This window comes from Roseobacter ponti, from assembly GCF_012932215.1.
GTDB lineage: Bacteria > Pseudomonadota > Alphaproteobacteria > Rhodobacterales > Rhodobacteraceae > Roseobacter > Roseobacter ponti.
The window spans coordinates 307,455-327,998 of sequence record NZ_CP048788.1 but is presented as its reverse complement, the minus strand read 5'-3'; the positions used below and the strand labels follow the sequence as shown (position 1 = coordinate 327,998).

Here is a 20,544-nt window from a genome sequence, read left to right as displayed (position 1 = left end):
GAAAGCGCATCATGCCCGACGGATATCTGACAACGCATGTACTCGACACAGGCAGAGGCTGCCCGGCGGCGGGGCTCAGCATCACGCTCTACCGGCTGAGTGGCGATGCGCGCGAAGAAATCGCCCGTGCCGTAACAAATACTGACGGACGTACTGACACCCCGATTCTGCCCAAAGGCGCGTTTGAAACCGGGAACTACGAGCTGGTCTTTGATGCGCAAAGTTATCTCGACGGATGCGGTGTGCCGCCGGAATCACCGCGCTTTCTGGCGGAAATACCGATCCGGTTCGGCATTTCCGATCCCGACAGCCATTACCATGTGCCGCTGCTTTTGTCGCCTTTCGGGTACTCGACCTATCGCGGCAGCTAGGCCGTGCCCCCGCGCCTGCGGTGCGGGCCCAGAGCTGCCGCAAGGCCAAGGATCACGCCGGAGAGGGTGGCAATCATGCCCGCTGCCGAAACAGAGGCGGCAAAACCCATCCAGACCGGACCGTAGCCCGCGATTACATAGCCCGCGACAGCAGCAATCACCGCAAAAAGCACCGACCAGGCCACCTGCCGTTCAAGCCTGTTTGTCATCATCCGGGCGGCAGCCGGCGGACAGATGAACATGGCGATCACGATAATGCTGCCTACCGCATCAAAGGCCGCGACCGCCGCGATGGCGGAAACGATCACAAGCGCGAGACCCAGAGCGCCGGTGCGCATGCCCATGGTCTGCGCGAACCCTTCGTCGAAGGTCGAGATTTTCAACGGACGCCAGAACACAAACATAAAGAGGATCACACCGGCAAGTGTTGCGGCCATACGCACAAGCTCCACCGGCAGCCCTGCCAGAGCGTCCGGGTCGAGCAGCGAGCCCCAGCCGCTGGCATCCAGCCAGATCAGGCTTTCCAGGTTACCGTAGAGTGCGTGTTCCACATCGAGATGCACAGAGGAGGTATCGGACTGCTCCAGCAGCAACACCCCGCCCGCGAACATCGTGGTAAAGACGACACCCATGGCCGCGCCGGGTTCAATGCGCCCCACACGACGGATGGTCTCGATTGCCGCAACAGCCAGCACTGCGGCACCTGCCGCGCCCAGCAGCATGGGCCACGTCGAGACCGCCCCGGTCAGCAGAAAGGCCACGACGATCCCCGGCAGAACCACATGGCTGATCGCGTCCCCGATCAGCGCCTGGCGCCGCAGCACCAGAAAGTTACCGGGCAGAGCACAGGCCACTGCCACGCAGATACCGATGATCACCGGCGGCAGCGAGAGCGAGACGAATTCGGCGCCCATCATGGCGCAACCACGCGCGCCGAGGGCAGCCTTGTGTCGACCTCAGCGATCTGATCGGCGGTCAGCACCCGTTCAATGGGGGTCAGCCCGTCATAATGCGCGGCGGCTGCCTCAAAGGACGGATCACGGCGGATGATCTGCCAGCGGGTCTCGTCCAGAAGTGCCCGCGCAGCCCGCCCCCGGCCTTCGTCTGTTGCAACACCGTCCGGCAGTGCCCAGCCCTCGCGCCGCAACAGCCGCAGCGTCAGCGGCTCGTAGATGGGCTGTCCCTGCGCCAGGGCCAGAAGACCCTGCCGCAGATGCACGCTTTTCTGAAAGGCGCGGTGGTGCACCCAGGCCGCAAGTACCCCGCGGCGGGGCGCCAGAATGAGAGAGATCACGAAAAACGCAAACCCCGCCAGCACAATAATCGGGCCGGTGGGCAGATCGGGAAGTGCCGCTGAAAGCGCCGCACCGATATAGGCAGAAAGCCCGCCGATAAGTCCTGAAACCAGCACCACCCGGTCAGTGCGCTCGGTCCAGAACCGGGCCGTGACGGGTGGAATAATCAGCAACGCCACGATCAGAATAAGGCCCACGATCTTGAGCCCGACCACCGTCACCGCAAGCACAATGCCCATCATCGCAAGATCCGTACGCGCCGTGTTCTGGCCGGTTGCCGTGGCAAACCCCGGATCAAAAGACGCAAGCGTCAGCGGGCGGCGCAGCAGCAGAACAAGCGCCAGCGTCAGAGCCGCAGACACTGCTATAATCACTGCGTCAGAGCGCAGCATCCCGGCTGTGGAGCCCAGCAGAAACCCTTCCAGCCCCGCCTGCTGACCCGAGCGCATGCTCTGGATCACGGTCAGCAACACCACGCCGAGCCCGAAAAACACCGACAGAACCGCGCCGATCGCTGCATCCTCTGCAAGCCGTGTCCGGGTGCTGAGCCAGGAGACAATCAGCAGACCAAGTGCGGCAGACCCCGCAGCCCCGGCCAGCAGACCGACAAGGCTGCGCCCGTCGCCCCCCAGACTGACCATAACGATAAAGGCCAGCGCGACACCGGGCAGAGTGGCATGTGAAATCGCATCGCTCACGAGGGCGCGTTTGCGCAGGAAAAGAAACGTCCCGCCCACGCCCGCCGCCATTCCCAGAAGCGTCGCACCCAGCGTCACCAGGCTCGCATTGTACCCCAGTTGCAGGAGCAGCGCGTCGGTGATCATGGCTCAGCCGAGCGTCCCGCTCAGCTGCTCGGTCTGTGCAACGCCGAGACGTCCGCCATAGGTGTATTGCAGATTTTCGGAGGTGAAGGCATCTTCGACCGTTCCTTCAGCAATCCGCCGCGTATTGATCATGAAAACATGGTCGAAATATTCGGTCACGGTGCTCAGGTCATGATGCACTGCAACAACGGTTTTGCCCGCGTCCCGCAGAGATTTAAGCACGACGATAATGGCCTTCTCGGTGGCTGCATCCACACCGGCGAAGGGCTCATCCAGCAGATAAAGGTCAGCATCCTGCACAAGAGCACGGGCAAGAAACACCCGCTGCTGCTGGCCGCCTGAAAGCTGACCGATCTGCCGCGCGGCAAAATCCTGCATGCCGACGCGTTCCAGACAGGCCATCGCCTGCTCGCGATGAGTTTTGCGTACCCGCCCCAGCAGGCCGAGCTTCGGATAAAGCCCCATCAGCACCACATCGATGACGCGCGTCGGAAAATCCCAGTCGACAGAAGCACGTTGCGGAACATAAGCAATGCGGTCTCGCGCGTCGCTCACAGGGTCGCCGAAAACCGTGGTCATGCCCGCCAGAGGTTTGAGAATGCCAAGGGCAGCCTTCAGCAGGGTCGATTTACCAGCGCCGTTGGGGCCGATAATGGCCGTCATAGAGCCGCGCACGACGGTCATGTCGACCGAAAAGACGGCCGGTTTCTGACCGTAGGAAACCGTCAGGCCACGGACCGCCAGCGGGCTTTTGCGCTGCACGTCCGACGCGGCCGGTGTTCCGTTTCGTGTTGCAAGATGAAGGCTCATATCAGCTTCCCACCGCAAGTTTGCCAAGCCGCCCGCGATCGGGCACTTCTGCTCCCAGCGCGGCTGCAATAGTCGTTACGTTGTGGTCAATCATGCCGGGGTAAGTCCCTTCGTAGGTTCCCTCCTGGCCCATCGCATCGCTGAAAAGAGCGCCAGCGATGGTCACATCATGGCCCTGTGCCGCAGCACCTTCAATCAGCGCACGAATATTCCGGTCAGAAACCGAGGTTTCAACAAACACGGCACCGATGCCGCGCGTGACCAGAAAACTGACCAGTTCGGAAATGCGGTTCAGACCTGCTTCACTGTCGGTCGAGATGCCCTGAATGCCCACGACTTCAAACCCGTAGGCCGCACCGAAATAGCCAAAAGCATCATGTGCCGTCACGAGAACGCGTTTTTCCTGCGGGACTGCGGACAGATGGGTGACCGCATAGGCGCTCAGCGCATCCAGTTCCCCGAGGAATTCTTCCGCATTGCGCGCAAAAGCATCTGTGCTCTCCGGCTGAAGCGAGGACAGCGCTCTGGTGATTTCAAGGGTAACGTCCTGCCAGAGCAGGGGATCCATCCAGACATGCGGATCATAGCGCCCGTCATAGTCGGCATGGCTCAGGAGTTTCTCCTGTGGCACGGCTTCGGCAACGGCAAACACCGGCACCTTGCGGGCCAGATCCGCGAGAAAACTCTCCATCTGCGCTTCCAGATAAAGCCCGTGCCAGAGCACTGCATCCGCACGCGTCATGGCAACGATATCACTGCGTGTCTGGCGGTAACCGTGCGGGTCAACGCCCGGGCCCATCAACCCGCGTACCGCCACAAGATCACCACCGATGCGCTGTGCCGTATCAGCGATCATGCCCGTCGTGGCCACAATATTCAGCGGTGCTGCGGCGCGCAGTACAGGTGCGCTTACCGTCAGAGCAAGCGCGCCCGCAGCGCTGCCAAGCAGCCCGCGCCGGGTCAGTTTCTGGAGTGAATGCGCGCGCGTCATCCGGGGTTTCCCAAAGTCAGTCATGTAATTGAATATGAGAGCCATTCGCAAAAGGTCAATGAAAATGCGAATAATTCGCAAATACAACAGGCGGATTCATGCCTGACGGGGTCTGAATGCCCGTTTTGAGGCAAAGGCGGCCGTTTTCACCCTTGTTACCAGGCGCTCAGATCAGCGGGAATCATGTCTGTGACGCCGGGTGATAACCGGTCCGGCTTATTGCCAAGACCCGGTTGTCATGCGACTTTGCCCTGCACCGCGAACGGGGATCTGCTCATGCTCAGCCAAAGCACAGAACACACGACAGACACAGCCCGCGATCAGCTGCCGCAGGTGGCAGACACCCGGAACCCGGGCATGCCGCATGATATGGACTGGGTCCGCGGGGTGCAGGCAAACACCTCGGCGATTGAGCGCCGCACAGCACAGCTGCCTGCCCGCCGGTCGGTAAAAAAAGACCATCAGGCCGCCTGGCTGTTGCGGGCGGTGACCTGCATTGATCTGACCACGCTGTCGGGCGATGATACTGAACGCCGCGTTGAACGCCTTTGCGCCAAAGCGCGCCACCCGGTTTCACAGAACCTGCTCGACGCACTTGGGATGCCGCCGATCACGACGGGGGCCGTATGTGTTTATCACGAGATGATCCCGGCCGCCGTCCGCGCGCTCGACGGCAGCGGCATTCCGGTCGCGGCGGTCAGCACCGGATTTCCTGCCGGCCTCTCGCCACTGCACCTGCGGCTGGCCGAGATCAGCGAAAGCGTCAAAGCCGGCGCCGCAGAGATCGACATCGTGATTTCGCGTCGTCATGTTCTGACCGGCAACTGGACCGCACTTTACGAAGAAATGCAGCAGATGCGAGCAGCCTGCGGCGAGGCCCATGTCAAAGCCATCCTTGCCACCGGAGAGCTCGGCTCTCTGCGCAACGTCGCCCGTGCGTCTGTCGTCTGCATGATGGCGGGGGCCGATTTCATCAAAACCTCCACCGGTAAGGAGAGCGTCAATGCCACCCTGCCCGTGACCCTGGTGATGATCCGCGCCATCCGTGATTATTTTGAACGCACCGGATACCGGGTGGGCTACAAACCCGCCGGCGGCATTTCCAAAGCCAAAGACGCGATCACCTATCTGGCGATGATGAAAGAGGAACTCGGCGACAGATGGCTCAGGCCTGACCTCTTCCGCTTTGGTGCCTCGTCACTGCTCAACGACATTGAACGCCAGCTCGAGCACCATGTCACCGGCAACTACTCTGCCGGATACCGCCACGCCACCAGCTGACCCATTCTGCGAAAGGACCGGCACATGACCGTCTCCGAAATCTTTGAAACAATGGACTATGGCGCAGCCCCTGAAAGCCCGGATCAGGCGCTGGCCTGGGTGGCGGCGCATAAAGGCAAATTCGGCCACTACATCAATGGTGCCTTCACCGGCCCCGGCAAAACCTTCGAGACCCGAAACCCGGCTACGGGCGAGGTGCTGGCGCGGGTAAGCCAGGGCACGCAGAAAGATGTGGATGCCGCCGTGGCCGCCGCCCGTCGGGCGCAGCCGGGCTGGGAAAAGGCCGGTGGCCACGCCCGGGCAAAAGCGCTCTATGCTCTTGCCCGGCTCCTGCAGAAACACAGCAGGCTTTTTGCCGTGCTGGAGACGATGGACAACGGCAAACCGATCCGGGAAAGCCGTGACATCGATATTCCTCTGGTCCAGAGACATTTTTACTTTCACGCCGGCATGGCGCAGCTGATGGAAGACGAGTTGCCGGACCGTCGCGCGCTCGGTGTCTGCGGCCAGGTCATCCCGTGGAACTTCCCACTACTCATGCTCGCCTGGAAAATCGCGCCGGCGCTTGCGACGGGCAATACCGTTGTGCTCAAACCCGCAGAATACACGCCCCTCACCGCACTGCTCTTTGCCGATATCTGCCGCGAGGCGGGCCTGCCGGAAGGCGTGGTGAATATCGTCACCGGTAACGGCGCTGTGGGCGAGATGATCGTGGCCGCCGAGGTCGACAAAGTGGCTTTCACAGGGTCCACCGCCGTCGGTCGGAAGATCCGCGAGTCCACCGCAGGGAGTGGCAAGGCGCTGACACTCGAGCTCGGAGGCAAATCTCCCTACATCGTGTTCGATGACGCCGATCTTGACTCAGCGGTTGAAGGGCTGGTGGATGCAATCTGGTTCAATCAGGGCCAGGTCTGCTGCGCGGGCTCCCGGCTGCTGGTGCATGAGCCCGTGGCCGATGCCTTTTACGCCAGACTGCGCGCCCGCATGGACAAACTGCGTCTGGGCAGCCCGCTCGACAAAAGCATCGACGTGGGCGCGATCGTTGATCCGGTGCAGCTCAGAACAATCACCTCTCTGGTGGCGGGTAACACAGCCGGCGACACCTATGTCGCAAAAGGAGCTCTGCCTGCCGGTGGCTGTTTCTATCCCCCGACGCTGATCACCGGGCTTAACCCGGCCGATACGCTGATGCAGGAGGAGATTTTCGGGCCGGTGCTGGTCTCCTGTACCTTCCGGACACCTGCCGAGGCCATAGCGATTGCCAACAACACGCGCTACGGGCTGGCCGCGACCATCTGGAGCGAGAACATCAATCTTGCGCTCGATATCGCGCCAAAGCTCGCTGCGGGCATCGTCTGGGTGAACGGTACCAATATGATGGATGCAGCGGCAGGGTTCGGCGGCGTGCGTGAAAGTGGCTTCGGCCGGGAGGGCGGCTGGGAAGGCCTGGCGTCCTACACGCGCCCCAAAGGCAAAGAAAAAGCCCTCAAAAACATCGCCCCCTTCGAGGGCAGCGGTCCGAGCGGCGACAGCGTTGACCGGACTGCCAAGCTCTATATCGGGGGGAAACAGGCGCGTCCTGACGGGGGGTATTCGGCCCCGGTCCATGGCAAATCCGGCACTCTGCTGGGCCATATCTCACTGGCCGCGCGCAAAGATGTCCGCAACGCCGTCGAGGCCGCTCATGCAGCAAAAGGGTGGTCCGGTACCACGGGCCATCTCCGGGCACAGATTCTCTATTACATCGCGGAAAATCTCGCTGCACGCAGAGATGACTTTGCCCGCAGACTGAATGACATGCAGGGCGGTAAATCGGGCGAAAAAGAAGTCGGCACAACCATCAGCCGGCTTTTCACCTGGGCTGCATGGGCCGACAAATACGACGGCCAGATACACGGCGTGCCGGTCCGGGGCGTCGCACTTGCGATGAAAGAACCCGTCGGTGTGATCGGCATTCTTTGTCCGTCTGAGGCGCCGCTGCTCGGGCTGATCTCCTGCATGGCGCCCGCAATTGCGATGGGCAACCGGGTCATCCTGAGCGCCTCCGAACCTTTCCCGCTGGCCGCCACGGACTTCATCCAGGTGCTCGAAACCTCCGACGTGCCCGCCGGTGTGGTCAATATCCTGACGGGTCCGCAGGCAGACCTCGCAAAACCGCTCGCCGGTCATATGGATGTCGATGCAGTCTGGTCCTTTGGCAAAGTGGCGCTGTCAGAAACGGTCGAGAAAGCCTCCGCCTCCAACCTAAAGCGGACCTGGGTCAACAACGGTCGGGCCCGCGACTGGTCCGGTGCCGAAGGACAGGGCCGCGCATTTCTCGAAGCCGCGACGGAGATCAGGAACATCTGGGTCCCCTACGGCGAATAACGCTGAAGGCGCAACGCCTCGTGTTCGCGAAACACGCGTATTCCGCGACAGCACCCGGCCCGCACAGGGCCGGGGACATGACGTGGCGCGTCAGCGCCTCCTTTTAACAGGGGCTCAGTTTGCCGGTGTTGACTCAAGTCCGACCGGCTGGCCCACCACCACAAAATGCAGACCGTCGGGATCGAGGAGTTCCCCGGCCACGCGCTTTGCGTCTTCGAGTGTCACCGCTTCCACGCGGTCATTGCGCGTTGCGATGTAATCCACGGGCAGACCCAGCATCTGCATGCCCACCATGATCCGCGCAATCGGCCCGTTGCCGTCGAACCGCAGCGGATAGGCACCGGTCATATAGGTCTTGGCATCCGCCAGTTCCTCTGCCGTGACACCCTCTGTCGCCGCTTTGCGCCACTCGTCCCGGATCACATCGATGGCTTCCGCAATGCGGTCATTGGCTGAGCTGACCGACCCGAAATAAACCTCTGCCAGATCCTTGGGCACCAGATAGGAATAGACGCCATAGGTCAGCCCGCGTTTCTCACGCACTTCCGTCATCAGCCGGCTCTCAAAAGACCCGCCGCCCAGCACCTGGTTCAGAACGATGGCGGTGAAATAGTCAGGATCGTCCTGCGCAATGCCAGGCTGGCCGAAAAGCGCGACAGACTGCGGGGTGTCAAAGGGCACAACCGTAACACCGCCCGGAATACTGACTTCCGCACGTTCCGGCATCGGAGCGCCGGCCTCCGGAAGATCACCCAGAAGCGTGTCCATCAGCGCCGCGAGCTCCTCTTCGGTGATGTCACCCACCGCACCGATGTAGATGCGGTCCCGGGCCAGGACCGCCCCGTGTGCCGCAATCAGATCATCCCGTGTCAGCGCCGCAACGCTTTCCACCGTCCCGTCGGGCGACGTCGCATAGGGATGATCGCCGAAAGCAATCTGATCCATCGTGCGCCCGGCAATGTCATTGGGGTCTTTGGCGTCCGACCGGATACCCGAAATCACCTGGCCCCGCACCCGCTCAATCGCATCTTCGTCAAAGCGCGGCTCCAGAAGCGCTGATCTCAGCAGAGCCACCGAGGCATCACGGTTCTCAGTCAGAAACCGGGCCGACACTGACAATGCGTCGTCGCCGATGTCAAAACTCAGCGTAGTCGCAAGCTCTTCGGCGGCGCGCGCAAAGGCGCGGGCATCCTTGTCCGCGGCTCCTTCTTCAAGCAGATAGGTCATCAGGCTCACGGCCCCGCGTTTGCCCGGCAGATCAAGCGACGCGCCACCGCGAAACCGGATCTCCAGCGCAGCGAAAGGGATGGAATGGTCCTCCACCAGCCAGGCCTTGAGGCCACCGGGTGATTCCACTTCTTTGATCTCGACCGCAGCACCTGCCGGCACCGCCAGAAAGAGTGCCGCACAGAACATCATTACAAAACGGATCATTGGGTAACCTCCTCTCGCATAAGCCAGCCGGTAACAGATGCCCGAATGTCAAAAACGTCGCGCGCGGCTTCGATAATGTCTTCTGCCGTGACCGCTTCCAGAATGTCCGGCCAGGCCTGCACATCCTCAACCGTCAGACCCGACGACAGCGCCTGTCCGTAACGGTTGGCTATGCGGTCCACATCGTCCCGCGAATAGATCTGATCGGCCCGGATCTGCAGTTTGATACGCTCAAGCTGCTCAGAGTCGACGCCCTCCGCCAGGAACTTCGCAAGCGTGGCATCCATAGCGTCTTCCGCCTCCTGAAGACTGACGCCCTCCTGCGGCACAACGATCACGTTGAAGGTCGCATCATCCAGCGAAACCCCACGGTAAAAGGCCGCCGTGTAGGTTGCGATCCTGCTGTTGAACTGCAGCTCTTCGGCCATAAAGGAGGTCGTCCCGCCCCCCAGTATCTCACTCAGAATGGTCAGTGCTGCGGCCCGCTCCTGGTCGCCGGGATCCCGTTCGGGCGCAAGATATGACCGGCGCACATAGGGCTGCGCAACCCGCGCGTCCTCAAAGACCAGACGCCGCGCGGCGGTTTGCGGCGGCTCCTGTGAGCGCACACGTTCCGGCAGCGCCGGATTGGCAGGGATCACACCATAATAAGTCTCTGCCAGTGTGCGCACCTCTTCCGGCGTCACATCGCCCGAGACCACCAGAATGGCATTGTTTGGCGAATAATAGACATCATAGAAGGTCAGCGCGTCTTCCATATCCAGCGATTCCATCTCGTGCATCCAGCCGATGATAGGCGCGCCATAGCGATGGTTGAGATACTGCGCGGCCGAGATCTGTTCCCCGAACAATGCGCCGGGGTTGTTCTCTGTGCGCTGATTGCGCTCTTCGATGATCACGTCGCGCTCGGTGGCGATGTTTTCTTCGGTCAGGCGGATATTGCGCATCCGGTCTGATTCCATGCGCATCATCAGCTCCAGCCGGTCGGCTGCAACCCGCTGAAAATACGCCGTATAATCATAAGAGGTAAAGGCATTGTCCCGCCCGCCGTTGCGCGCGACCGTGGAAGACAGCTCTCCGGCCTCCAGATCATCCGTGGCTTTGAAAAGCAGATGTTCGAGAAAATGCGCCACACCCGAAGAGCCCGGCGGCTCATCCGCAGAACCGGCCCGGTACCAGACCATGTGCTGCACGACGGGCGCGCGGTGGTCTTCAACGACGACCACCTGCATTCCGTTATCAAGCGCAAAGGTGGTGACGGCCTCGTTATCCGCCCGGGCCAGCAACGGCGCCGTTATGGCCACAGCGACAAGTGCTATTCGTCTCAACATCATCATCAGGCTCCCGGATGAATTCCGTGTTTCGGCTGACCGATACCTACGCCGGATAAGCTGCGGTTCAAGTGATCCCCGCACGATTGTGAGGTAAAGCCTCAGCCCTGATCAGTTGTAGGGCGGAAAGCTTGGCGTACGTGCACCGGCCTGACGCCAGCGCCGTGCAGTTTCTTCCGCATCAAGCGTCTGGCGGCTGTAGGCACGGTTATACCGGTCTTCGGGGAATATCCGGTATTGGGTAAAGCGTGACTGCCTGCGACGGAATTCTGCATCTGCCTGCGCAAGCTCGGTCCGGATACCCGGTGTCACGCCAAAGCGCGACGCCGCCGTGACCAGCGCGCCGTCGGATGAAGGCACCGCAGCGTTCGGGTCGGAGGGCCGGCCACCAAGTGCCAGCACAGCGTCCGCCCCCGGATTATTGTCGGTCAGGTTGGACCGGCCCGGCGTGGGCGTCGGCAGCGATGAATAATCGGCCGGTTGCTGAAGCTCCGCTTTGGGCTCCACAAGAAACTCATCCGGGCCCCGCGAACTGGGGCTCAGCTGGCGCAGACCGGTATTTGCACAGGCACTCAAACTACCCGCTATCAGAACAAGAGCCATAATCCGGCGCATGTGTACTCTCCTCAACCTCCCGCTTGTGATACGACAGCCGGGCGGTAAATGTCACTGACCTTTTTTGGAAGTGGTCTTATGGTCGGGCGCAAAGAACACCAGCGCAATCGCACCGGCAAAAATGAAAACATCAGCGAGGTTGAAGACAAAGGGGTTGTTGAACCCGCAACAGGACATGTTGAGGAAATCCAGCACATAACCGTAAAGCAGCCGGTCAAGCACATTGGCCAGCGCACCACCAACAAGAAGCCCCGCACCCGCCTGCGCCATACGGGGCAGCGCCGTGCGTCGCGCCCAGATCAGCACGCCCGCGCAGATCACGACCGCGAGACCGATCAGCACCCAGCGGCTCGCTTCCGATCCGTCCCCGAAGAGGCCGAAATTAATGCCCCGGTTTTCGCCATAGCGAAAATTCAGGACCGGCGGCAGAACGTCAACCGACCTGATCCGCCAGAGCTCCATCACATGGATCACCAGGTATTTGCTGAGCTGGTCCACGACAAACGCCACGGCAGCCATCCACAGGATCAGACGCACGCCCCGACCTCAGTGCCGGAAGTGGCGCATGCCGGTGAACACCATCGCCAGCCCCGCCTCATCCGCTGCCGCGATCACCTCATCGTCGCGCATCGACCCGCCAGGCTGAATAAGCGCGGTTGCGCCCGCCTCTGCCGCCGTCACCAGCCCGTCCGCAAACGGGAAAAACGCATCCGAGGCCACAACCGACCCTTTTGTGAGCGGTGCATCAAGCCCCATGGCTTCAGCCATATCCTGCGCTTTACGTGCCGCGATGCGCGTGCTGTCCACCCGGCTCATCTGCCCGGCCCCCACGCCGACCGTCGCACCGTCTCTGACATAGATAATCGCGTTTGATTTCACATGCTTGGCAACCGTCCAGGCAAAGAGCATATCGGCCATCTCCTGCTCTGTCGGGGCGCGTTTCGTCACCACTTTCAGATCATGTTCAGTGATACTGCCCACATCCTTGTCCTGCACCAGATAACCGCCCGACACCTGCCGCACCGCAATACCCGCCGCGTGCGGATCGGCCAGACCGTCTGTCGTCAGCAGCCTCAGGTTTTTCTTCTGGCTGAAAACGCGCATGGCCCCCTCATCGGCACCGGGCGCGATCACGACTTCGGTGAAAATACCGGCAATCTCGGCCGCGGTGTCCGCGTCCAGCGGCTGGTTCAGCGCGATGATACCGCCAAACGCCGATGTGCGGTCACAGTCAAACGCGCGGGTATAGGCTTCTTTAAGTGTCGCACCGCGCGCCACGCCGCAGGGATTAGCATGTTTAATGATCGCGCAGGCGGGCCCGTCGGCCGGATCAAACGAACTGACAAGCTCAAAGGCGGCATCGGTATCGTTGATGTTGTTATAGCTCAGTTCTTTTCCCTGATGCTGTTTTGCCGTTGCCACGCCCGGACGCGCGGAGCCGTCCCGGTAAAACGATGCCTGCTGGTGCGGGTTCTCGCCATAGCGCAGCTCCTGCGCGAGCGTGCCGGCAAAAGCTCGCCGCCGCGGTGTTGGGCCGGTCTCTCCCGCCATCCAGGAGCTGACGGCAGTATCATAGGCGGCGGTCCGCGCATACGCCGTCTGTGCAAGGCGCTGGCGCAGGGCGTACCCCGTGTGCCCGTCGTGGCGATCAAGCTCTTCGAGCAACGGCTCGTAATCCTCAACATCCGTCACCACCGTCACAAACCCGTGGTTTTTGGCTGCCGAACGGATCATCGCGGGCCCACCGATGTCGATATTTTCGATAGCTTCGGTATAGCCCGCCCCCCGGGCCACGGTTGCCTCAAAGGGATATAGGTTCACCACCACAAGGTCGATTGCGCCGATGCCGTGTGTGTCCATCGCCGCCACATGCTCATCGTTGTCGCGCAGCGCGAGCAGCCCGCCATGCACCACCGGATGCAGCGTTTTCACACGTCCGTCCATCATCTCGGGAAAGCCTGTAACCTCCGAGACGTCTTTCACTGACAGCCCGGCCTCGCGCAGCGCCTTTGCCGTGCCGCCGGTCGAAAGGAGTTCAACACCCCTGGTCGCAAGCGCCTGTCCCAGTTCCGCCAGCCCGGTTTTGTCAGATACGGAAAGCAACGCGCGGCGCAGCGGGACGAGGTCGGTCATGGGCTCTGGTCCTTATGGTCAGTAGTCGGTCAGATCTGGCGCATCCTGGCTGAGATCCCGGACGCCAATCGCAGTTTCCTGCGCCTTGGACAAGGACCAGCGGACACGGGTGGCATATGACATAGCCCGACCCGAAAGGACAATCTGATTTGACCCGCGCGGCTTCAGACGGCCGGTCTCAAGGTAAACCGATGGCTGCAGCGTCAGTTTCTGCGTGCCGTCGTGCCGGAACACCCAGATCTCGCCGCTCTTAAGCGCCATGGAAATCGCCGCCCCGCCAAGATCGATGGTGGCATCGACTTCCGGGTGCAGATGGAAGCGGATGTCAAAGGCGATACCGCCCAGCCCTGCCGCGTCCATCGCCCGGTCAAAACGGCGTTTCTCCGCACTCTCCATCGCCAGCAGCATGTCCTCGCCCGCGACCGCACGACCGTCAAAGGTCATCTCAAGTGTCCGGGCATGGGTCAGCCCGTGCGTCGGCGTGAACCCGTTGTGCCCCGATTGCAAGCGCAGACCATCAGAGGCGTGACCGACCTCGATGGGCACATGGGTCGGCCCCTCGATCAGCGGCTCGCGTCCGCTGTTGCGGTCGGCCGCCCCAAGACGGGCGCTGGAATAACCATCCAGCGACAGGGTCGAATGTGACGGTGTCGCCCGGCCCGCACGCCGCCAGTCCGGGCCAAAGGTCCGGCCTGATCCGCAGTTAACCACAAGCGGACGCCGGCCCGACGTGAGTTCGAAGGCCAGCGTCGAGGCGTGCGCATTGTAAGAGGCCGCACCCGAGGGAGGGCGCGAGGCGTCCATCACCACGCTCGTGCGTCCTGCCGAAAGCCGCGCATAGCCCATCGACAGGCCGTCCGGCTGGCGGCCCCTGACCTGAGCCTGCGCCAGCGCGTGATCGAGCCAGCCTTCGGCGCCGCGCCCGCCCCCGTGAAACCGCGCAAGCCCGCCATCAGAATGGCGCAGCGTGCGCAGCGTCGGTGCGATGCGCCCGATGGCCGCAACGTGATCGGGGGGCACCGCATGTCCCGCATCGGACAAGGCCGCGCCCGCCCAGGTGAGCAGCGTGAAAACCTCCAGCAGTTCTTCCGGGTTACGTGTCGGCAACCCGCCCTGATCATCAATCCGTGTCCGGCATTCCCGGGCCAGCGCGTTAACCGCGGGCATGGCCATCGTCTCCATGCCCTCCAGTGCGAGCCCGGCATAGATCAACCCCGTCAGCGCCTCGAACCGGGGCAGACCCGGTGCCGCCCCCTGCCAGCGGCTGGAAAGGAAATGAGTCTGGCGGTAGAGGCTGCCGTAGAATGCGTGGCTCTCTTCGGCTTCAGTGTTGCGCAGCAGAAAAATCGCGTGGTTGATCCAGCGGATGAGCCGCCGCCCGGTCAGATCCGGGGTCCAGCCCGGCCCGCGGCCCCGGCCGGACCGATCGATCCACCCCCGGAGCCAGCGCTGTGCTGCATCGCGTGCGGGCCCGTCACCGACAGCAGCCAGATCGTCAAGCCAGGCAAAACCGTTCAGTTCGCGCACAAAGTCTTCGTTGGGCGCAGGCAGATCCCAGATATCGGCGTCTTTCTGCTCGACCAGATGCCCCGCAAAGAGAAAGTTGCCGGCCATCAGCTGACGGCCACGCGCAAAACTGCCGATGGTGCGGGGTTCGGGTGCAGAGACAAATCCAACCGCGCGCGCCTTCATCCTGCCGACGCGACGCGCGTGCCAGCGGTTCAGAAAATGTACTTTTCTCGCGGCGAAACTGTAGGTTCCGGACATCTGATACTCTGCCTTGGGACGCTCTCGCGGCGCTTTGACCAGATGATAACCTGCGGCAGGCGGCGAGTCACCGGCTTTGTCAGCCCGCCACTGATTGCGGCATGCGTCTCAGGCAGATTTGTCCAGACGCGCGATGTAGAACCCGTCCATGCCGCCCTTGTCCGCCCAGTAATCCGGTCTGAGCCGCAGCCCGCCTTCGCTGGTGATCCACGCCGGGTCGATACCGTCGGGCACCGGAGTGTTTACGGTCATATCCGCATGTCTCAGCAGCGCGTCGTCAATCTGCACTTCGCCTTCGTCCGGCAACAGAGAACAGGTGCAGAAAACCAGCCGCCCGCCGGGCCTGACGAGGCTCCAGGCATGATCAATAAGCTGTTCCTGCAGATCAATCAGGTCACCGAACTCCGATCCGTCCTTGGCATGTGGCAGGTCGGGGTGACGCCGCATCGTGCCTGTGGCCGAACAGGGCGCATCGAGCAGACACGCGTCATAACTGCCGGTCACAGCCCGTGCATCCTCAACGATCAGATCGGCTTTCAGCCCGGTGCGCACGAGGTTCTCCCCGACGCGTTTCATGCGCGAGGGAGACTCGTCCACTGCCGTCACCTGCGCACCGCTGGCGGAAATCTGCATGGTTTTGCCACCTGGCGCGGCGCAAAGATCGAGCACGCGTTCTCCGGCAACAGGGGCGAGCACCTGAACCGGCACGGCGGCGGCCGCGTCCTGAACCCACCAGTCCCCGGCGTCAAAACCGGGCATGGCTGATACCTGTCCGGCATCTGACACACGCACCGACCCGTTCGGCAAAAGTACGCCGCCTGTGGCATCCGCCACAGCCTTCGGATCGCTTTTCGCAGTCAGATCAAGCGGCGCGCCGGCGAAATGCGCAACTTCCATCGCTCCGATCGCCTCTGCGCCCCAGGCTTCAACGAGGGGGCCGCGCAGCCATTTCGGCAGGCGTGGAGCCCGCAGTGCAGCCCAGGCCTCCGGGCCGTCGGCTGCGACTTTGCGCAGAACCGCATTTGTCAGCCCCTTAAGGTGGCCGAAGTTCTTTTGCCGCGACACCACCTCGACCATTGCGTTGACCACACCGTGCGCGGCAGCGCCCTGGCAAAGCTCGACCGCGCCGACCCGCAGCGCATTGCGGACAGTCAGCGGCGGGTATTTTGAGAGATGTTTCTGAAGAATGCGATCCGCCCGCTCAAGACTGCGCAGAGTGTCCTGCGCCAGACGGGCAGCGCGCGCGCGGTCTTCAACGGGCAGTTTGTCGAGCACCCCGGCCCCCAGCAGTTCGGACATCAGCCGGCCTTCACCAAGCACCTGATCTAGCATGTAAACAGCGCTCAAGCGCGCGGGAACTCCTGTATCTGACATCTGGCACCTGGCTGAGAGTGGATCTGGCGGGTTGTCTGCGCGAAAGGGCGACGTATATCAAGTATAACCGGAAAGGACATGTGCCATGCCAGTCGAAAAACCCGGTCCCGGCGATCCGTCGCAGGACCCTGTACCACCAAAGCAGCCTGACCCCGCGCCTGATGTGCCGGGCAATCCAAAACCTGGCGACAAACCTATCCCGCCAGCCCCGAACGATCCCACACCGACGCCCGAGCCGGATTTACCCCCGGCCGCACGACGGGCTCTTCAGGAGGCAGCAGAGCGCAGGGCAGCGGCCGGATCAACCGACCTGCCCCCGGAACTCGGCGGACGTGATGGCCCGGAGCCCGTGCGCTACGGCGACTGGGAAAACAAAGGGATTGCTGTCGATTTCTGAGCCGCGCCTCAGCGCAGGCGGAATTCGGCGGAATCACCCGCACCCTGATCAGATGTGAAGATCACACGATCGCCCGCGGCTTTGACTTCCTGGCAGTTATATCCCAGCGCGTCTTCGCCCCAGAAAAGATCGCGGCAGAAAAAGCCGTCTTTCCAGGTCCATTCGCCGGACACAGGCCATGCGGCACCCCGACCGGTGATCTGCCCGTCGGGCGAAACTTCAAGGTTCACGAAGGGGCGCTTGAGCTCTTTGCCGGCGACAAGCGCCACAAATTCTGACTGATCGTCAACTTTGGTGAATTCGGCCAGCACAGGTGTGGCCGATACCGCAAGCGCGGCGACAAAAGACAGGGTAGCAATACGCATCATTCAGACCTCCTGGATCGTGTGATGTATTGTATACGCCTGACAGCGCCCTCTGGTTCACAATGAGCTGCAGATTTTCCGCGCCGCCGGATCAGTCTTCCGACAGGCCCAGAACGTCCAGCATATCATAGGCACCGGGCGGTTTTCCGCGCGACCAGAGGGCAGCTTTTACCGCGCCCCTGGCAAAGACCGAGCGGTCTGACGCCACATGGCGCAGGGTGATGCGCTCGCCTGTGGCGGCAAACATCACATCGTGCTCGCCAACGATATCGCCCCCGCGAATGGCGGCAAAGCCGATGTCACCGCGGGTACGCGCGCCGGTGATCCCGTCACGTCCCCGGTCGGAGACATCCTCAAGCGCCACGCCGCGGCCAGCAGCTGCGGCCTCGCCCAGCATCAGAGCCGTTCCTGAGGGCGCATCGACCTTCTGGTTGTGATGGGATTCGATAATCTCGATATCGTAATCCTCGTCCAGCGCTGCAGCGACCCGCCTTGTCAGCTGAACCAGCAGGTTCACCCCGAGGCTCATATTGCCGGCGCGCACCAGCACCGTGCGCTCCGCCGGGCCGGAAAGCTGTGCGATATCATCTGTTGTCATGCCTGTTGTGCCGATGACATGGGCCACACCGGCCTCTGCTGCGGCCCGCGCAAAGGCAATTGTTGCCGCTGGTGCTGTGAAATCAATCACGGCATCAGCTCCCTGCAGCGCCAGTGCGATATCATCTGTCACGGTAACGCCCGTGGGTGCGCCGCCAAGCACCTCGCCAAGATCGCGCCCTATCCAGTCGTGGCCGGCGCGTTCGACCGCAGCGCTCACCACCGTCCTGTCGCTGTCAGCGATCGTTGCGACCAGCATGCGCCCCATCCGGCCCGACACGCCCGTGATCACGGTTTTCAAAGGCTGATCCATGTCGCACTTCCTTTTTTGCGCTGCACGCTGCGTCATAGCGTGGCCGCGCCTGCTTGGCAAAGGGCGGCAGACCGCTTAGATGAGGATCATGGCCAAGAACAGATTTCACGAGGGCTCAGGCCCGTCTCAGCGGCAGTTGCGTGTGGGCGAACTGATCCGCCGGTCCCTCTCAGAGGTGCTGGCCCGCGGCGACGTGCATGACCCTGACCTGAACCGCATGTCCATCACCGTGGGCGAGGTCCGGACCTCTCCCGACCTGCGGATCGCAACTGCCTATGTGCTTCCTCTGGGGGGCACCGGTCAGGATGAGGTGATCAGCCTGCTGTCACGCAACAAAGGTGAGTTGCGCAGGCTGGTGTCGAAAAAGCTCGCGCTCAAGTTTGCGCCCGATCTGCGGTTCCGGCTCGATAAGACATTTGACCAGATGGACGAAACCCGCCGCATGCTGCAGCAGGACACCGTTCTGCGTGACACCAGCGGAGAAGGTGACGCCTGATGCGCGGCGCGGCAGGGACCCTGGTCGTCTGCCTGACCCTGATGGCCACGTCCGCAGGCGCTGTTGAGTGCCGCACAGATACTTTTCTGGGCGAAACATATACCATCTGCGAGGCCGACGCGCGCGAAGATGATATCCGGCTTTTTCTGGAAGACGACAGCGGGGCGGTCTACGGTCAGTTTTATACCATCGACGCGGCCCTTGAATCGCAGGGGCTCGAGCTTGTCTTTGCCATGAATGCCGGCATGTATCACGACGATCGCGCGCCCGTCGGCCACTATGTCGAAAACGGCGAGGAGAAAATGCGCGTCATCACCAGCGCCGGCCCTGGTAATTTCGGACTGCTGCCCAATGGTGTTTTCTGTGTAAGGTCCGGGCGCGCGGATGTTATCGAAACAGGCCGGTTCCTGGCCGAAAACCCGCCGTGCCGGGATGCAACGCAGTCCGGGCCGATGCTGGTGATTGACGGGGCGCTGCATCCGCGCTTTCTCGAAGACGGCACGTCGAAATACATCCGCAACGGGGTTGGCACCTCCGCAGACGGCGAGAAGGTGATCTTTGCCATTTCCGGGGCGCCGGTGAACTTTCACACTTTTGGCCTGCTCTTTCGCGATCACCTGCAGATGCCCCAGGCGCTTTATTTCGATGGCAGAATTTCCCGCCTCTATGCACCTGATCTCGGGCGCAATGATCTGGGCTTTCGTCTTGGCCCGATTGTCGGCATCACCAGACCCGCGCGCTAGGCCGCCGCAATTCCTGTTTCCACCACGCTGTTGTGCCTGTAAGGAGCGCGGCGACGTTCAGACACGAGGGTACCATGGGACGCAGACGCAAAGGCCGCGATATTTCAGGCTGGCTGGTGGTGGATAAACCGGCAGGCATCACATCGACCTCGGTGGTGAACAAAGTCCGCTGGGCCTTTGACGCAAAGAAAGCAGGACACGCCGGGACACTGGATCCCGATGCAACGGGCGTTCTGGCTGTCGCACTCGGGGAGGCCACCAAAACAGTGCCCTATGTCACCGATGCACTCAAAGCCTATGAGTTCACGGTGCGGCTCGGGCAAGCCACCAACACTGATGATGCCGAAGGCGAGGTGATCGCGCAAAGCGATCTGCGCCCGGATGATGAGGCGATCAAAGAAGCCCTGCAAAGCTTTATTGGCGATATTGAACAGGTGCCGCCGCAGTTTTCAGCGGTAAAGATCGACGGGGAGCGGGCCTATAAACGCGCCCGGGACGGTGAAGAAATGGAGATCGCAGCGCGACCGCTTTATGTTGACAGCCTGTTGCTGACCGACCGGCCGGATGCTGATCACGTGATGCTGGAAATGGTCTGCGGCAAAGGCGGCTATGTCCGCTCGGTTGCGCGCGACCTTGGCGCTGCTCTGGGATGTTTCGGCCATGTGCGCGAATTGCGCCGGACCTGGTCGGGACCCTTTGACGCTGCGGATGGCCTCACCCTGCAACAGATCGACGAGATGGCGAAAACCCCAGCGCTTGATGCGCACATCAAACCGCTTGAGATCGCTTTTACTGATCTGCCCGAAGTCCGGGCCACACAGGAAGGTGCGGTCCGGCTGCGCAATGGCAATCCCGGCATGGTGATGGCCCCTGGCGTGGAATACGGCGATACCTGCTGGGCGTCCTTTGACGGGCGTGCCGTTGCGGTGGGAACTTACAGATCGGGCGAACTGCACCCGACCCGCGTCCTGAAAATTCAGGACTGACCGGTTCCTAATATTTCAGTATGTCGCAAAACTCGCGCGGATGTCAGCAGAAAC

General features: G+C 62.0%; 20 protein-coding genes. 7 read left to right on the top strand and 13 right to left on the bottom strand.

What is annotated here, in order from left to right; translation table 11 throughout:
* The first annotated feature begins 11 nt into the window (after positions 1-11).
* Positions 12-371: a hydroxyisourate hydrolase gene (gene uraH, locus G3256_RS01580; RefSeq protein ID WP_169639172.1), complete on the top strand. Its 360-nt coding sequence runs from the start codon at positions 12-14 to the stop codon at positions 369-371.
* On the opposite strand, the gene G3256_RS01575 is transcribed toward uraH, so the two are convergent.
* Genes G3256_RS01575 through G3256_RS01560 form a run of 4 tightly spaced genes read right to left on the bottom strand, consistent with a single transcriptional unit; the run spans position 368 to position 4,291 of the window.
* Entirely contained in the window at positions 368-1,288 is a 921-nt protein-coding gene (locus G3256_RS01575) for a metal ABC transporter permease (RefSeq protein ID WP_169639171.1), read from the bottom strand. The two genes, uraH and G3256_RS01575, sit on opposite strands and share 4 nt — an antisense overlap.
* Positions 1,285-2,490, bottom strand: a complete 1,206-nt coding sequence (locus tag G3256_RS01570) for a metal ABC transporter permease (RefSeq protein ID WP_169639170.1) — start codon at positions 2,488-2,490, stop codon at positions 1,285-1,287. Before G3256_RS01570 ends, G3256_RS01575 begins: the two co-directional genes overlap by 4 nt.
* A gap of 3 nt (positions 2,491-2,493) precedes the next feature.
* A complete protein-coding gene (locus tag G3256_RS01565) occupies positions 2,494-3,300 on the bottom strand; it encodes a metal ABC transporter ATP-binding protein (RefSeq protein WP_169639169.1) in 807 nt (268 codons plus the stop codon).
* A gap of 1 nt (position 3,301) precedes the next feature.
* Positions 3,302-4,291, bottom strand: coding sequence for a metal ABC transporter solute-binding protein, Zn/Mn family (locus G3256_RS01560; RefSeq protein WP_206040777.1), 990 nt, complete (start codon positions 4,289-4,291; stop codon positions 3,302-3,304).
* Positions 4,292-4,567: 276 nt separating this feature from the next.
* On the opposite strand from G3256_RS01560, the gene deoC reads away from it, so the two are divergent.
* Entirely contained in the window at positions 4,568-5,572 is a 1,005-nt protein-coding gene (gene deoC, locus G3256_RS01555; protein ID WP_169639168.1) for a deoxyribose-phosphate aldolase, read from the top strand.
* A gap of 24 nt (positions 5,573-5,596) precedes the next feature.
* Positions 5,597-7,939: an aldehyde dehydrogenase family protein gene (locus G3256_RS01550; protein WP_169639167.1), complete on the top strand. Its 2,343-nt coding sequence runs from the start codon at positions 5,597-5,599 to the stop codon at positions 7,937-7,939.
* A gap of 114 nt (positions 7,940-8,053) precedes the next feature.
* Here G3256_RS01550 and G3256_RS01545 read toward each other — a convergent pair whose 3' ends face one another.
* The 7 genes from G3256_RS01545 to G3256_RS01515 form a co-directional block, all read right to left on the bottom strand.
* A complete protein-coding gene (locus G3256_RS01545; RefSeq protein WP_169639166.1) occupies positions 8,054-9,373 on the bottom strand; it encodes a M16 family metallopeptidase in 1,320 nt (439 codons plus the stop codon).
* A complete protein-coding gene (locus tag G3256_RS01540; protein ID WP_169642280.1) occupies positions 9,370-10,704 on the bottom strand; it encodes a M16 family metallopeptidase in 1,335 nt (444 codons plus the stop codon). The genes G3256_RS01545 and G3256_RS01540 overlap by 4 nt, the downstream gene beginning before the upstream one ends.
* A 111-nt stretch (positions 10,705-10,815) precedes the next feature.
* Positions 10,816-11,319, bottom strand: coding sequence for a DUF3035 domain-containing protein (locus tag G3256_RS01535; RefSeq protein ID WP_169639165.1), 504 nt, complete (start codon positions 11,317-11,319; stop codon positions 10,816-10,818).
* Positions 11,320-11,370: 51 nt separating this feature from the next.
* Positions 11,371-11,856 (bottom strand): signal peptidase II, encoded by a 486-nt coding sequence (lspA, locus tag G3256_RS01530; RefSeq protein ID WP_425501502.1) that lies wholly within the window; start codon positions 11,854-11,856, stop codon positions 11,371-11,373.
* A gap of 9 nt (positions 11,857-11,865) precedes the next feature.
* Positions 11,866-13,452: a bifunctional phosphoribosylaminoimidazolecarboxamide formyltransferase/IMP cyclohydrolase gene (gene purH, locus G3256_RS01525; protein WP_169639164.1), complete on the bottom strand. Its 1,587-nt coding sequence runs from the start codon at positions 13,450-13,452 to the stop codon at positions 11,866-11,868.
* Between the two features lie 18 nt (positions 13,453-13,470).
* Positions 13,471-15,219: a heparinase II/III family protein gene (locus G3256_RS01520; protein ID WP_169639163.1), complete on the bottom strand. Its 1,749-nt coding sequence runs from the start codon at positions 15,217-15,219 to the stop codon at positions 13,471-13,473.
* A gap of 108 nt (positions 15,220-15,327) precedes the next feature.
* Entirely contained in the window at positions 15,328-16,593 is a 1,266-nt protein-coding gene (locus G3256_RS01515) for an RsmB/NOP family class I SAM-dependent RNA methyltransferase (protein ID WP_169639162.1), read from the bottom strand.
* 85 nt (positions 16,594-16,678) lie between these two features.
* On the opposite strand from G3256_RS01515, the gene G3256_RS01510 reads away from it, so the two are divergent.
* A complete protein-coding gene (locus tag G3256_RS01510) occupies positions 16,679-16,990 on the top strand; it encodes a DUF1674 domain-containing protein (RefSeq protein ID WP_169639161.1) in 312 nt (103 codons plus the stop codon).
* An 8-nt stretch (positions 16,991-16,998) separates the two neighbouring features.
* Here G3256_RS01510 and G3256_RS01505 read toward each other — a convergent pair whose 3' ends face one another.
* Positions 16,999-17,358 (bottom strand): dihydrodipicolinate reductase, encoded by a 360-nt coding sequence (locus G3256_RS01505; RefSeq protein WP_246227712.1) that lies wholly within the window; start codon positions 17,356-17,358, stop codon positions 16,999-17,001.
* Positions 17,359-17,446: 88 nt separating this feature from the next.
* Positions 17,447-18,265 (bottom strand): 4-hydroxy-tetrahydrodipicolinate reductase, encoded by an 819-nt coding sequence (gene dapB / locus G3256_RS01500; protein ID WP_169639160.1) that lies wholly within the window; start codon positions 18,263-18,265, stop codon positions 17,447-17,449.
* Positions 18,266-18,353: 88 nt separating this feature from the next.
* Between dapB and rbfA the strand changes: the two genes are divergently transcribed.
* From rbfA to truB, 3 genes are all read left to right on the top strand, one after another.
* Positions 18,354-18,761: a 30S ribosome-binding factor RbfA gene (gene rbfA / locus G3256_RS01495; RefSeq protein WP_169639159.1), complete on the top strand. Its 408-nt coding sequence runs from the start codon at positions 18,354-18,356 to the stop codon at positions 18,759-18,761.
* A complete protein-coding gene (locus G3256_RS01490) occupies positions 18,761-19,504 on the top strand; it encodes a phosphodiester glycosidase family protein (protein WP_169639158.1) in 744 nt (247 codons plus the stop codon). Before rbfA ends, G3256_RS01490 begins: the two co-directional genes overlap by 1 nt.
* Before the next feature lie 74 nt (positions 19,505-19,578).
* Complete coding sequence (truB, locus tag G3256_RS01485; RefSeq protein ID WP_169639157.1) at positions 19,579-20,490, top strand: tRNA pseudouridine(55) synthase TruB; 912 nt, start codon at positions 19,579-19,581, stop codon at positions 20,488-20,490.
* Positions 20,491-20,544 lie beyond the last annotated feature (54 nt).

Excerpts from the sequence above, each read along its gene's own strand:
- G3256_RS01540 (WP_169642280.1), bottom strand. The coding sequence starts at position 10,704 with ATGTTGAGACGAATAGCACTTGTCGCTGTGGCCATAACGGCGCCGTTG.
- G3256_RS01560 (WP_206040777.1), bottom strand. The coding sequence starts at position 4,291 with ATGACGCGCGCGCATTCACTCCAGAAACTGACCCGGCGCGGGCTGCTT.
- G3256_RS01545 (WP_169639166.1), bottom strand. The coding sequence starts at position 9,373 with ATGATCCGTTTTGTAATGATGTTCTGTGCGGCACTCTTTCTGGCGGTG.
- purH (WP_169639164.1), bottom strand. The coding sequence starts at position 13,452 with ATGACCGACCTCGTCCCGCTGCGCCGCGCGTTGCTTTCCGTATCTGAC.
- dapB (WP_169639160.1), bottom strand. The coding sequence starts at position 18,265 with ATGGATCAGCCTTTGAAAACCGTGATCACGGGCGTGTCGGGCCGGATG.
- G3256_RS01510 (WP_169639161.1), top strand. The coding sequence starts at position 16,679 with ATGCCAGTCGAAAAACCCGGTCCCGGCGATCCGTCGCAGGACCCTGTA.
- G3256_RS01515 (WP_169639162.1), bottom strand. The coding sequence starts at position 16,593 with ATGTCAGATACAGGAGTTCCCGCGCGCTTGAGCGCTGTTTACATGCTA.
- G3256_RS01535 (WP_169639165.1), bottom strand. The coding sequence starts at position 11,319 with ATGCGCCGGATTATGGCTCTTGTTCTGATAGCGGGTAGTTTGAGTGCC.
- G3256_RS01550 (WP_169639167.1), top strand. The coding sequence starts at position 5,597 with ATGACCGTCTCCGAAATCTTTGAAACAATGGACTATGGCGCAGCCCCT.
- G3256_RS01520 (WP_169639163.1), bottom strand. The coding sequence starts at position 15,219 with ATGTCCGGAACCTACAGTTTCGCCGCGAGAAAAGTACATTTTCTGAAC.
- G3256_RS01505 (WP_246227712.1), bottom strand. The coding sequence starts at position 17,358 with ATGATGCGTATTGCTACCCTGTCTTTTGTCGCCGCGCTTGCGGTATCG.
- uraH (WP_169639172.1), top strand. The coding sequence starts at position 12 with ATGCCCGACGGATATCTGACAACGCATGTACTCGACACAGGCAGAGGC.
- G3256_RS01490 (WP_169639158.1), top strand. The coding sequence starts at position 18,761 with ATGCGCGGCGCGGCAGGGACCCTGGTCGTCTGCCTGACCCTGATGGCC.
- G3256_RS01565 (WP_169639169.1), bottom strand. The coding sequence starts at position 3,300 with ATGAGCCTTCATCTTGCAACACGAAACGGAACACCGGCCGCGTCGGAC.
- deoC (WP_169639168.1), top strand. The coding sequence starts at position 4,568 with ATGCTCAGCCAAAGCACAGAACACACGACAGACACAGCCCGCGATCAG.
- G3256_RS01575 (WP_169639171.1), bottom strand. The coding sequence starts at position 1,288 with ATGATGGGCGCCGAATTCGTCTCGCTCTCGCTGCCGCCGGTGATCATC.
- G3256_RS01570 (WP_169639170.1), bottom strand. The coding sequence starts at position 2,490 with ATGATCACCGACGCGCTGCTCCTGCAACTGGGGTACAATGCGAGCCTG.
- truB (WP_169639157.1), top strand. The coding sequence starts at position 19,579 with ATGGGACGCAGACGCAAAGGCCGCGATATTTCAGGCTGGCTGGTGGTG.
- rbfA (WP_169639159.1), top strand. The coding sequence starts at position 18,354 with ATGGCCAAGAACAGATTTCACGAGGGCTCAGGCCCGTCTCAGCGGCAG.